General features: G+C 65.7%; 10 protein-coding genes. 3 read left to right on the top strand and 7 right to left on the bottom strand.

The annotated features are described in order from the left end of the window. Positions 1 to 76: 76 nt before the first annotated feature. The gene (locus AC1DYL_RS19510; protein ID WP_477174440.1) at positions 77 to 1,051 is read right to left on the bottom strand and encodes a ribose-phosphate diphosphokinase; all 975 of its coding nucleotides are present in this window, start codon (positions 1,049 to 1,051) and stop codon (positions 77 to 79) included. 219 nt (positions 1,052 to 1,270) lie between these two features. Between AC1DYL_RS19510 and AC1DYL_RS19505 the strand changes: the two genes are divergently transcribed. The 3 genes from AC1DYL_RS19505 to AC1DYL_RS19495 are packed head-to-tail and all read left to right on the top strand — an operon-like array spanning position 1,271 to position 5,087. Beyond that, complete coding sequence (locus AC1DYL_RS19505; RefSeq protein ID WP_477174439.1) at positions 1,271 to 3,130, top strand: adenine deaminase; 1,860 nt, start codon at positions 1,271 to 1,273, stop codon at positions 3,128 to 3,130. Then, a complete protein-coding gene (gene guaD / locus AC1DYL_RS19500; protein WP_477174438.1) occupies positions 3,127 to 4,458 on the top strand; it encodes a guanine deaminase in 1,332 nt (443 codons plus the stop codon). The genes AC1DYL_RS19505 and guaD overlap by 4 nt, the downstream gene beginning before the upstream one ends. A gap of 56 nt (positions 4,459 to 4,514) precedes the next feature. Beyond that, positions 4,515 to 5,087, top strand: coding sequence for a nucleoside 2-deoxyribosyltransferase (locus AC1DYL_RS19495; protein WP_477174437.1), 573 nt, complete (start codon positions 4,515 to 4,517; stop codon positions 5,085 to 5,087). Positions 5,088 to 5,237: 150 nt separating this feature from the next. Here AC1DYL_RS19495 and AC1DYL_RS19490 read toward each other — a convergent pair whose 3' ends face one another. From AC1DYL_RS19490 to AC1DYL_RS19465, 6 genes are all read right to left on the bottom strand, one after another. Further along, complete coding sequence (locus AC1DYL_RS19490; RefSeq protein WP_477151779.1) at positions 5,238 to 6,182, bottom strand: ABC transporter permease; 945 nt, start codon at positions 6,180 to 6,182, stop codon at positions 5,238 to 5,240. Next, complete coding sequence (locus AC1DYL_RS19485) at positions 6,179 to 7,306, bottom strand: ABC transporter permease (RefSeq protein ID WP_477151778.1); 1,128 nt, start codon at positions 7,304 to 7,306, stop codon at positions 6,179 to 6,181. Before AC1DYL_RS19485 ends, AC1DYL_RS19490 begins: the two co-directional genes overlap by 4 nt. Beyond that, positions 7,303 to 8,847: an ABC transporter ATP-binding protein gene (locus AC1DYL_RS19480; RefSeq protein ID WP_477174436.1), complete on the bottom strand. Its 1,545-nt coding sequence runs from the start codon at positions 8,845 to 8,847 to the stop codon at positions 7,303 to 7,305. The genes AC1DYL_RS19485 and AC1DYL_RS19480 overlap by 4 nt, the downstream gene beginning before the upstream one ends. Before the next feature lie 64 nt (positions 8,848 to 8,911). Next, positions 8,912 to 9,961 (bottom strand): BMP family lipoprotein, encoded by a 1,050-nt coding sequence (locus AC1DYL_RS19475; RefSeq protein ID WP_477157438.1) that lies wholly within the window; start codon positions 9,959 to 9,961, stop codon positions 8,912 to 8,914. 23 nt (positions 9,962 to 9,984) lie between these two features. Continuing rightward, a complete protein-coding gene (locus tag AC1DYL_RS19470; RefSeq protein ID WP_477174435.1) occupies positions 9,985 to 10,938 on the bottom strand; it encodes a nucleoside hydrolase in 954 nt (317 codons plus the stop codon). After that, complete coding sequence (locus AC1DYL_RS19465) at positions 10,935 to 12,257, bottom strand: amidohydrolase family protein (protein WP_477174434.1); 1,323 nt, start codon at positions 12,255 to 12,257, stop codon at positions 10,935 to 10,937. The genes AC1DYL_RS19470 and AC1DYL_RS19465 overlap by 4 nt, the downstream gene beginning before the upstream one ends. Positions 12,258 to 12,278: the final 21 nt, after the last annotated feature.

Below are 12,278 nucleotides of genomic sequence, written 5' to 3'. Positions count from 1 at the left end.
CCTTAAGGACAATAGATATCCGTAATATGAGACGCTGTAAACCCATGATCCTGCGGCCGGTGTCAGTCTGGTCTTGCTAAGCCCTGAGGCGGGTCACCGGCGCGGGCTGTTCCGCATGGAACAGCGTGCTCACCGATTCGCCGCTGTTGATCCGCCGCATCGCCTCGGCCAGCGCCGGGGCAATCGACAGCACGGTGAGCTTGGGCACCCGCCGCGCTTCGGCGATCGGTAGCGTGTCGGTGCAGACAATCTCCAGCACATCCGGCTCCGCCGCCAGCCGCGCGATCGCCGAGCCGGCAAAAATGCCGTGCGTGCAGGCGATGCGCACCGAGCGAGCGCCGTGCGCCCTGAGGTGCTTGAGCAGCTCGATCATCGAGCCGCCATTGGCGATCTCGTCGTCGAGGACGATCACGTCGCGGCCCGCGACGTCCCCGATCAGCGCGGTGATCCACACCTCGGTGTCGCTGATCCGCTCCTTGGCGCCTGCCGCTACCGGAACGCCGAGGCGTTTGGCGAAGGCGGCGGCGTTCTTGGCGTTGCCGAGATCGGGCGATACCACCACCGCGTTGCTGATGTCGTAGCGCTGGAAATACTCGGCGAGCTCGCTCCGCGCATGCAGGTGATCGACCGGCACGCTGAAGAAGCCGTGCACCTGCGGGGAATGCAGCGTCATCGTCAGTACCCGATTGGCGCCGGCGGTCTGCAGCAGGTCGGCGACCAGCCGGCCGCCGATCGAAATGCGCGGCGCATCCTTCTTGTCGGAGCGGGCATAGGCGTAGTGCGGGATCACGGCCGTGATGCGGGCGGCCGAGGCGCCGCGGGCGGCATCGAGCATCAGCAGCAGTTCGACCAGATGGTCCTGCACCGGGGCGCTCAGCGTCTGGATCAGGAACACGTCCTGCTCGCGGCAATTGGCTTGCAGTTGCACTTCGATGCAGTCGTTCGAGAACCGCTTCACCTGGGTCGGCAGCAGTGGCACGCCGAGTTGCGCGCAAATCTCGGCCGCAAGTTCGGGATGAGAACTACCACTGAAAATGGCAATCTGGCTCATCGCGGCACTCCTCGCAGGGTGGGGATCGAGGCCGGCAGCTTATGGCAAAACGGCGTGCCAGCGGCAAGCGATGATGGTCGGGCCTTCTTCGGCAAGCGGCCAGGCCGTTCAGGAAGCATTAAGCACCCGCGGGCTTGCCGCATCGCCCTCATTTCGGCACATTGCGCCCGACTTCGTAAACCGCTTTACTAAAGTGCGGCACCCCCGGATGACCCATCGATGCGCCAGCCTGATGACCTGATCCTCAATGCCGAGGACGAAGTCGCCATTCGCCAGCATTTGACCCTCGTGGCGCTGGCCAAGAGGCCGGCGGACCTGGTGATCGAGGTTGGCCGGCTGCTCTCGGTGCACTCGCGCCAGTGGCTGACGGATCAGGAAATCGTGGTGTCCGGTCGACGCATCGCCTTCATCGGGCCGCGCGGCAGCTACAAGGGCGAGGTGGCGGCGCGGGTGAGCTATCCGAACCTCAGCGCCGTGCCCGGCTTCGGCGAGGTGCACAAGCATATCGAATCGACCCACATCACTCCGGAGTTCGAGGCGGCGCTGGTGCTGCCGCGCGGCAATACCTGGACCTGCGAGGCGAGCCACGAGTTCGCTAACGTCAACGGCCCGAAGAACCAGGAGTTCTGGCAGAAATCCCGCGTTGCCGGCTCGCCGCTGAAGATCTTCATCCAGCCCGGCTCGGCCGTGCCGCCCAGTGCCTGGGAAGAGTCGGGCGGCTACTACGGCTACGAGGAGCAGCGCGAATTCCTCGCCCACGACATGGGCACGGTCAGCCTCGACGAGGTGATGGACTGGCCCTCGGTGTGGAACCCCGAGAACCCCGGCTATATCCGCATGTGGGGGATGATCGGCGCCACCATGGAGATGCGCGGCGTGGTCGAGGGGCACGGTTCCGGGCTGATCGACCCGCACGATCTCTCGGCTTTCGCCGCTGCCGGCATCTCGTCCGACCATGAGGTCTGGGCGCTGGAGGAGGCGTGGGAGCGGCTGAGCCACGGCATCTTCACCGAGCTCCGCCCGTTCTCCTATGACGTCATATTGCCCGGCCTGATCGAGCGGCTGGAGGACTGGTCGAACATCGCCTTCACCACCGACGACCGCTCCGCGTCCGAGACGCTCGAGCTCGGCGCCGCCGACTACAATGTCCGGCACGCCATTTCGTATGGCCTTGCGCCAGAGATCGCCATTCAGTGCGCCACCATCAATCCGGCGCGGCATATGCGGATCGACCAATGGGTCGGCTCGATCTCGCCGGGGCGCTATGCCGACATAGTATTGCTCGACGACGTGCAGACGCTGTCGATCAAGCACGTCTACGCCGATGGCCGGCTGGTGTCCGAGGGGAAGAAATTCCTGGGCTCTGAGACCGCCATCGACTGGCCCGACTGGGCGCGGAAGACCATGAATGTGGGCCGTACGCTGCATGCGCATGACTTCGCCATCAAGGCCGAAGCTGGCCGGCACACCATGCAGGCGGCGATCCTCCGGCCGTTCCACTGGAACGAGGATTATCTGGTCGAGACCCTGCCGGTGGTCGATGGCTTGGTGCAGCGCGACACCGATCGGATGATCACCAAATGGGCGCTGGTCGACCGCTATCGCGGCGATGGTGCGGTGGCGAAGATGTTCTGGACCGGCTGCGGACCGGCCGACCCGGATACGGCGCTGGCCTCGTCGGTGGCGCATGACAGCCACAACGTCTGGTGCATCGGCTCGTCCGACGAGGCGATGGCCAAGGCGGTGAACCGGCTGCAGGAGATCGATGGCGGCTGGGTGCTGGTGCACAAGGGTGAGATCGTCGCCGAGATGCGCTTCGAGATCGGCGGGCTGATGACGGCGCGTTCGGCCGAGGCATTCGATATCGACATGCAGGCCTTCTACCGGGCGGCCGAGACGGTCGAGTGGATGTATAAGCCATCGGCTCTGAACCTCTGGAAGCCCGGTTTTCCGGAGTTTTTGAAGTTCGCGACGCTCACCTGCTCGCCCTGGCGCTGGGTGCTGGTGGCGCCGAGCGAGCTGGCGCCGGAGGGGTTTGTGAACGTGCAGAACGGCGAGCAGCACAAGGTGGTCTGGTGACGGGGCTGCGCGGCCGCTCGATCCGCGGCACCTTTGTTCACGCGCCGGTCCGCGGGCAACTGGAAGTGCTCGAGGATTCGGTGATTTCGATCGGAGCGGATGGGAAGATCGTTGCCATCGCGAGTGCCGAGGACGGCGTTCCGGAGGGCACGATCGAGGTGCCGGAGGGGCAGTTGATCCTCCCCGGCTTCGTCGATCTCCACATCCACGCGCCGCAATATCCGCAGCTCGGGCTGGCGCTGGATGAGCCGCTTGAGGTGTGGCTGGGCAAGTACACGTTTCCGCTGGAGGCGAAGTACGCGGACCTCGATTTCGCCCGCGAGCGGTATGAGACGCTGGTCGCCGACCTACTTGCGAGCGGCACCACCACGGCGCTGTACTTTGCCACGGTGCACCGGCAAGCCACTGAACTGCTTGCGGAAATCTGCCTGACCCGGGGCCAGCGGGCGCTGGTCGGCAAGGTGGTGATGGACGATCCGGCGAGCTGCCCGGACTACTATCGCGATGCCTCGGCCGAGCAGGCCATTGATGAAACACGTAGCGTTATCAACCACATACGGGCGATGCCCGACAACGATCGGGTGCTGCCGGTGGTGACGCCGCGCTTTATCCCCTCATGCACGGACGCGGCGCTGGCTGGGCTGGGCGCGTTGGCGACGGAATGCGATTGCCACGTCCAGACCCATTGCTCGGAGAGCGACTGGGCCCACAACTATGCGCTTGAGCGCTATGGCAGAACCGACACCGACGCACTCTCCCACTTCGGCCTGCTGACCCGCAAGACCGTGCTCGCCCATTCAGTGTTCCTGACCGACATGGACATGGAGGCGGTGCGCGCCGCCGGGGCAGGGGTGGCGCATTGCGCGCTGTCCAACATGTATTTCGGCAACGCCGTGTTCCCGCTGCGCCGGGCGCTGGAGAGGGGCCTGCATGTGGGGCTGGGCACCGACATTTCGGGCGGCCCGTCCGGCTCGATGCTGGAAGCGTGTCGCGCCACGGCGCAGGCATCGCGGATGCTCGAGGATGGGGTGGACGCGAAGGATTCACGTGAAACGCGTGGCGTGCCGAACTCGCGGGTCGACATGCTCACCGCCTTCCACCTCGCCACCGCCGGTGGCGGTGTTGCGCTGGATTTGCCCATTGGTATTTTCCGCCCCGGTTATCACTTCGACGCGCTGATTATGGACCCGGCGGCGGAGGCGGGGACTATTCGGCTGTTTGGCGCCGAACCTGTTGAGCGGGTTGAGCAAATTCTCTACACCGCGAGCCGGCCGAACATCGCCGCGACCTTTGTCGGCGGCGATCTGGTCAGCGGCGCTGACATATAGTGCCGCTGGTTTGCCCAGACCTGAACGGTAGTTGCACCAAACCTGAACGAGAAATCATGCCGAAATCCGTCTATCTCGCCGGCCCTGAAGTGTTCCTGCCGAATGCGCGGGAGATTCTCGACCTGAAGATCGCGCTGACCCGCGAGGCGGGACTGGTTCCGGTGTCACCCGGCGATCTCGAATTCCCGCCGACCAACAGCAAGTGGGAGCTCGGGCTGGCGATCAGCGCGATCGACGAGAAGCTGATGCACTCGGCCGATGCGATCATTGCCAACCTGACGCCGTTCCGGGGGATCGCTGCTGATACCGGGACGTGCTTCGAGCTGGGCTTCATGTGCGCGCAGGGGAAGCCGGCGTTTGCTTATACCAACGTCAAGGCGGACCACGGCGAGCGGACGCGGGCGCACTTCAACGGCGAGTGGTATGCCGACGCTGACGGCAAGCCGCGTGGGCCGGATCACATCCTGATCGAGGACTTGGGGTTCGTTGACAATCTGATGCTGCATGGCGGGGTGGTTAGCCGCGGTGGGGCGGTGGTAGTTGGGGATGCGCCGGTGGGGGCAGAGCTGACGGATATGGCGGCGTTCAGGCGGGTGTTGGCTATTGCGGCGGAGAAGCTGGGCCGCTGAGTTCACCGACTGGGGTATCGGATACAGAACCCTCCCCTCCGCCGGTCGTCATCCCGGCGAAATCCGGGGCCCAGTGCTCCGGCCGATCAACACCCTGATATCTAGCCGACCTTGCCGTGCAAGACCGGATGGAGCAAGAGTTGCGACGGCCTATTTCAACCCCCGCAACGCCAGTGCCCGTTGCGCCCGCACCGAGAACAGCACCAGGGCTGCGATCGTCACGACGAACGGGATCATGCGGATCAGTTCGGCCGGGATGTCGTTGAACAAGCCCGGCATCACCACCGCTAGCGCCTCGAAGGCGCCGAACAGCAGGGCAGCGAGTAGCGCCCCAACCGGGTGGCGGGCGCCGAGCAGCACGGCGCCCAGCGCGATGAAGCCGCGGCCGGCGGTCATGTCGCGGGTGAAGCCGACATAGTTGAACATGGCGAGCTGGGCGCCGCCGATGCCGGCGAGAGCGCCGGAGACGACGAGACTCAGGGTGCGCACTTTGTTGACCGGGATACCGGCGGCCTCTGGCGCGGCCGGGTATTCACCGACGCCGCGCAGCCACAGGCCCCAGGGCGTGCGGTAGAGGAAGTACCAGACCGCAAAGACGAGGAACGCCGCGAGCCAGCTCAGCACCGAGTGGCCGGAGAGGAACGATTTGAGGATCGGACCGATGCCGGGAATGGCGCTGAGGAAGCTGAGATCGACCGCCGGGACGGCCTTGCTCTGGAGGTTGATCGAGGTGCCCTTGTCGCCGCCCGTGGCGATGGCGAGGGCGAACACCGTGCCGCCCGCCGCGAGGATGTTGATGGCAAAGCCGACGAGGATGATGTCGGCCTTCAGCCGGTAGGCGAAGAACGCCATGACCAGCCCGAGCACGGCGCCAGCGCCGAGGCCGGCGGCGACCGCCACGTACCACGGGGCATAGACGGAGACGATCACCGCGGTTAGGCAGCCGATCAGCATCATGCCCTCGAGCGCCACGTTGAGCGCGCCCGAGAGATCGGCGATCAGCCCGCCTAGCGTCGCCAGCAGCAGCGGCGTGGTGGTGCGGATGACGGTGACGAAGAAGGTGGCCGAAAAGACCGTGATGATGAGTTCCATCATTTGGCGGCACCTCCGGCAGCGGCAGGCGCAACTGATGGCGACGGACTGCGCTTGAACAGCCGCGTGATGAAGTTGAGCGAGAAGGACGAGCTGACGAGCAGGATGATGATCGCGGTGACGACGCCGATCACCTCGGCCGGCACGTCCGTGCGGATGTTCATCAGCTGCGCGCCTTGTCTCAGATAGCCGTAGAACAGTGCCACGATCGGCACGGCCAGCGGCCGGCTGCGGGCGACGATGGCGACGAGGATGCCCTCGAAGGCGAGGCCGCCCTCGAACAGCACGGTCAGCTTGCCGTAGCCCTGCCCCTGGACGAACATCGAGCCGAGCAGGCCACCCAGCGCGCCGGAGGCGGTCATCGCCGAGACCATGATGAAGGTCGCCTTGATGCCGGAATACTCGGCGAAGCGGGCGTTGTGCCCGACGAGCCGCAGCTTCAGGCCCCAGCTGGTGCGGTAGAGCGCGAACCACACCACGAACACTGCGACGAGCGCGAAGACCAGCCCGAGGTCGAGCCGGGTGACGTTGAGCCCGTCGAACTTGATCAGCTGCGGGAACACCGCGCTGTCGGGGAAATCGTTGGTGGTGAGGACGCCCGGCTGCGGCTTGGGCAGGCTGACACGGACGAGGAAGTTGCAGAGCTCGACCGCGATGTAGTTGAGCATCAACGACGAGACGATCTCGTTGGCGCCAAGCTTGGCCTTGGCAATACCGGGGAGGAACCCGTAGATCGCGCCGGCCAGCATGGCGGCGGCGATGCCGAGCGGGATGCCGGCCCAGCTGGCGCCGAGCGGCGACAGCGCCACATAGCTGGCGGCGAGCGCCCCGATATAGACCTGGCCCTGCACGCCCATGGCAAACTGCCGGGCCTGGAACACCAGGCTGAACGCAAGGCCGGTGACGGTGAGCTTGGCGACATCGTCCAGCCACAGCCCGATAGTGCGGGGCTTCGATGCCGGGGCGGTGAGCAACTGGGTGATCGCGTCGATCGGCGCCTTGGAGGTGAGTAGCACGACGATGAAGGTGACGACGAGCGCGATGACCAGCGCGCCGACGGCGCGACCGACTTCGCGTCGTATCGTCTTCCAGCGCGACCGGCGATCGACGGCGGGGATATTGCTCATTTGAGGGCCGCCTTCATTTCGTCTGCGGTCTGGGTCGAGAGCCCGAGCATGTATGTGCCGAGCGTTTCCGGGGTCAGGTCGGGCGTGTTGAGGAAGGCCGCAACGATCTTGCCCCGATACAGCACCACCAGCCGGTCGCTGAGCGCCAGCAACTCGGAGAGATCGGCCGAACTCAACAGCACCGCAGCGCCCTTGTCGCGGGCGTCGGTAATGGTGCGCCAGATGAACTGTGTAGCGCCGAGATCGACGCCGCGGGTGGGCTGGTTGACCAAGAGGAGTTTCGGCTGCTCGCTGAGTTCGCGCGCCACCACCACCTTCTGCATGTTGCCGCCCGACAGCGTGCCGACGGCATAGCCGGGCCCGCCCACGCGGATCGAGAACTGCTCGATCAGCCGCTGCGCGTTGGCCTTGATCGCCTTGAGGTCGAGCAGGCCGTTGCGCACATAGCGCTTATCGTTGAGCCGCGTCGCGACGAGGTTCTCCGCCACCGTCGATCCGGTGGCGAGGCCTTCGGCGATGCGGTCTTCGGGGATCGAGGCGAGGCCGAGGCCGCGCCGTTCGAGCACGGTCAGCGGGTTGGCATTCTGGTTGGCGACGACGATGTCGCCGGCCGCCACGTGGCGGAGCCCGGAAATCGCCTCCAGCGTTTCGGCCTGCCCGTTGCCTTCGACGCCGACCAGCCCGACGATCTCGCCGGCATAGACGTTGAGATCGAGCCCGGCCACCACTTTGGTGCCGCGCGCGTTGACGACGCGGAGGCCACTGACCGAGGCGACGCGTTCGGTCTGGTCGGTGGGCTTGCGATCGACCCGGAGGCTCACTTCGCGGCCCACCATCAGGGCGGCGAGGCTCTTCTCGGTGACTTCCTTGGTCTTAACCTGGCCGACGGTCTTGCCCTGCCGCATCACCGTGATGGAGTTCGAGATCTCCAGCACTTCGGGCAGCTTGTGGGCGATGAAGATCACCGTCTTGCCCTGCGCCACCAGCGAGCGGATGGCGACGAACAGCTCCTGCACTTCCTGCGGCGCCAGCACGGCGGTCGGCTCGTCGAGGATCAGGATGCGGGCGTTGCGGTAGAGCGCCTTGAGGATCTCGACACGCTGCTGCTGGCCGACGGGGAGCGACCCGACGGAAGGCAGCGGATCGACCTTGAGACGGAATTTGTCGCTGAGCGCCTGCACCTCGGCGATCGCCTTCTGGCGATCGAGCCGGATGCCGGCCTTGGGCTCGGAACCGAGCACCACGTTCTCGTAGACGGAAAAACTCGGGACCAGCGAGAAATGCTGGAACACCATGCCGATGCCCGCATCGATCGCCTCGCGCGGGTTGGCGAAATGCACCTGCTTGTGGTCGAGCAGGAGCGTGCCGGCATTGGGCTGTTCGATGCCGAACAGGATTTTCATGAGGGTGGATTTGCCCGCGCCGTTCTCGCCGACCACGGCATGAACTTCGCCCGGCTCGATAACGAGGTTCACCCCGTCATTGGCTACTACACCGCCGGGATAGGTCTTGCCGATCCCGATTGCTTCCAGAAGCGCCATGCTGCCCCGCTTTGCGCCAGATATTCAAAGAGTTGGGCCCCGCGTTGCCGCGGGGCCCGTTGCATCACTTCATGTCGGTGGCGACTTCGATCTCGCCGGCGACGATCTTGGCCTCGAGCGCATCGACTTCGGCGCGCACGTCGGCCGGCACGAGCTTCTCGTACCAGGCGTTCTTGGCGATCCCCACGGCACCGTCCTTGATGCCGAGCAGCTCACGCGAGCCGTACGGCGCAGTGCCGTCGAGCGTGCCCTGCAGCGCCAGGAACAGCGAGTGGCCGACCTTCTTGAGGACCGAGGTGAAGATCACATCGGCCTGAGCCGGATCGGAGGTCGAGAAGATCGTCGCCTGGTCGCTGTCGACGCCGACGGCGAGCTTGCCCGAGTCCTTGACCGCCTGCAGCGAGCCGATGCCGGTACCGCCAGCGATCGGGAACACCACGTCGGCGCCCTGGTTGATCTGGGCGAGCGCGATTTCCTTGCCCTTGGCAGGGTCGTTGAACGCACCGGCCACGGCATTGAGGATGTTGATCGACGGGTTGGCGGCCTTGGCGCCCTGGTCGAAACCGGTCTTGAAGTCGGTGACGGTCGGGAATTCCATGCCGATGATGGTGCCCAGGATCGCGGACTTCGAGAGCTTGGCGGCGGCGTAACCGGCGAGATAGCCGGCGGCGGCAGTGGTGTACTGCACGCCGAGGACGTTCTTGCACTCGCACTTGGTGTAATCCGGCGAGTCGTCGAAATCGATGAACTTCACGTCCGGATATTCCGGCGACAGCTCGGCGATGTAGCCGGTCATGTCGAAGGTGCCGGCGATGATGACGTCGTAGCCCGAGTCAGCGGCATCGGCCAGACCGGCCTGCCATTTCGAGCGGTCATAGCCCAGCTCGATGATCTTCACCGTCACCGGCAGCTCGGCCTCGGCCTGCTTCATGCCTTCGGCGGCGTCATCGAAGAAGCTCTTGTCGCCGAGCGTGCCGTGCAAGACGAGCGCGACCTTGAGCGGGTTGTCCTTGGTGTATTCTGCGGCGGCGACGGGCATTGCCGTCGACGCCATCATCGAGGCCGAAAGCAGGATACCTGCTGCGGCTTTACCGAGAGTCGAGATCAGAGACATGCGCACTCCTGTTTGCGTTTGTTCTAATTCTTGGGGGAATAGGCGGCGGATACGGCGTAGAGAGCGTCGACTTTAGCGATATCGACCTCCTCGACGAACGTAATCTTGGGGGTGCCGAGGCGCCCGGAAGGATCGACCAGCGTCATGCCGCGGGTGATCCCCGGCGCGAGCGCGACGCTCGACGAAGCGACGGTCGACTTGGTGACCATCGAGGGATCGAGCACCACGGCGGCGGCCAGCGGATCGACGTAGAGGAAGCGGTCGGGCAGGCCTCGGCGGATGCCGTTCTCGCGGGCGTGCTTCTGCAGCGCTTCGTTGAAGGTCTTGAGCGGCGAGGCCGGGATGCCGGCGAACAGCGCGTCGATCTTCTCGCCCACCATGAAGTGGGTGAGGCAAGGCTCCCACGGGATCACCACGGTCTCGATGCCGGCGGTCAGCACCACATGCGCGCCCTCGGGGTCGGCATAGATGTTGAACTCGGCGGCCGGCGTGGTGTTGCCGCGGCCATAGACGTTGCCGCCCATGATGGTGAGGGTGCCGATGCCGGGAAGGATTGACGGATCGAGGCGGAGCGCCAGCGCCAGGTTGGTCAACGGCCCGATCATCAGGATATCGACCTTCTCGCCCTTGGCCGCGGCGGCGCGGAAGGTGCTGATGAGCACGGCGACGCCGTCGTCGGAGGTGTGGATGTCCTGCTTGGCGGGACGCGGCGCGCCGCCGAGGCCGTCGTCGCCGTGGACGTATTTGGCATCGATGATCGGCTGGGTCAGCGGCCGGTCGGCGCCGCGATGCACCGGGATCGAGACACCCAGCTGGGCGCAGGTGGCGAGGAGATTGGTAGTCGCCTGGTCGCGGCCGACATTGCCGAACACCGTGGTGATCAGGTCCGGCACCTTGCCGTTGGCAACGAGCAGGATCAGCGCCTGGGCGTCGTCGACGCCGCCGTCGCTATCGAAAATGAACTTACGCTTGGTCAAGCTACTACTTTCTTGTTCTTGCTATCGCGGGCCGCTTCGACGCGGCCCCAGAAATCGGCATAGGTCGCCGAGTAGGTCTGTCGGATGTCGGCAAAGGGCCGGCGCGTCAAGCTCCTGTCGCTGACCAGCTGTTCACCGGCCACCCAGAGGTGGCGCAGATCGCGGCCGCTGCCGGAATAGACCAGCAGCGTTTCCGGGTCCGGCGTCTCCGAGTAGCCAGCTCCACTGAGGTCGAATGCCGCGATGTCGGCGGCCTTGCCGACCACGAGGCTGCCGATTTCGTGCTCGAGGCCGAGCGCCTTGGCGCCCTCGATGGTTGCCATGCGCACGAGGTCGCGGCTCGACAGCGGCTGCGCCACGCCCTCGCGATGGCTGGCGACGAGCCCGGCGACGCGCATTTCGGAGACCATGTCGTAGGAGTTGTTGGCGGCGACGTTATCGGTGCCGAGCGCCACGGTGACGCCGGCCTGCCTGAGCTCCACCGCCGGGCAGATGCCCTTGCGGCCCGAGCGCAGGCCGGCCGAGGCATTGTAGGAGACCGACGCATGCGGAGCGCGGGCGAACACCGCGATGTCCTCGGGGCTGAGGTCGAGGCAGTGGGCAGCGTGGATGCGGCCGTTGAAGAAGCCGATCTTTTCGAGCGCCACGGCGGCGGTGGTGCCGTAGCGGCGTTCGGTTTCCTCGTTATCCTCCGGACCGCAGGCCATGTGCAGGTGGAGGCCGACGCCATATGCGTTGGCGACTTCCACCTCGTCCAGCAGCAGGTCCTCGGAGTTGTCGACATAGGGCGCGTGCGGGCCGAACCACGGGATGATCCGGCCATCGGCCGAGCGCTGCTGCTCGAGGAAGGCGGTGGCCTTGGCGAGTTCGGCTTCGCCGCGCGCCTTGTCGCCCAGTTGCACGATGCCGTAGGCGATGACCGAGCGGAGGCCGGCGGCCTTCACTGCGTCGGCAATCTCCTCGGCGAAGAAATACTGGTCGCAGAAGGTGGTGGTGCCCGACAGCGCCATCTCGGCGCAGCTCAGCGCCACGGCGGGGCCGACATCGGACGACACCAGCGACAGTTCGGGCTCGCGGATCGAATTGTACCAGCCCTCCATGGTGAGGAGGCTCTGGCCTTCCGAGCGGCCGCGGAACAGCACCATCACCGAGTGGGTATGAGCGTTGACGAGGCCCGGCATGACGAGGTGCCCGGTCAGGTCGAACACCTCGTCGAAGCCGGACGGGTTGGGAGTGCCGTCGCGAGGCCCTACACCGCTGATCCGACCGTCGCGGATGGCGACGAAGCCACCCTCGAACACCCGATTTTCAGCGTCCACGGAAAGAACTGTCGCTCCGTG

The organism is Devosia sp. P1_H9 (assembly GCF_056405135.1).
The sequence above is the reverse complement of the archived record's forward strand: the minus strand, read 5'-3'. Positions and strand labels throughout refer to the sequence as shown.

Excerpts from the sequence above, each read along its gene's own strand:
- AC1DYL_RS19480 (WP_477174436.1), bottom strand. The coding sequence starts at position 8,847 with ATGGCGCTTCTGGAAGCAATCGGGATCGGCAAGACCTATCCCGGCGGT.
- AC1DYL_RS19495 (WP_477174437.1), top strand. The coding sequence starts at position 4,515 with ATGCCGAAATCCGTCTATCTCGCCGGCCCTGAAGTGTTCCTGCCGAAT.
- AC1DYL_RS19485 (WP_477151778.1), bottom strand. The coding sequence starts at position 7,306 with ATGAGCAATATCCCCGCCGTCGATCGCCGGTCGCGCTGGAAGACGATA.
- AC1DYL_RS19490 (WP_477151779.1), bottom strand. The coding sequence starts at position 6,182 with ATGATGGAACTCATCATCACGGTCTTTTCGGCCACCTTCTTCGTCACC.
- AC1DYL_RS19510 (WP_477174440.1), bottom strand. The coding sequence starts at position 1,051 with ATGAGCCAGATTGCCATTTTCAGTGGTAGTTCTCATCCCGAACTTGCG.
- AC1DYL_RS19505 (WP_477174439.1), top strand. The coding sequence starts at position 1,271 with ATGCGCCAGCCTGATGACCTGATCCTCAATGCCGAGGACGAAGTCGCC.
- AC1DYL_RS19475 (WP_477157438.1), bottom strand. The coding sequence starts at position 9,961 with ATGTCTCTGATCTCGACTCTCGGTAAAGCCGCAGCAGGTATCCTGCTT.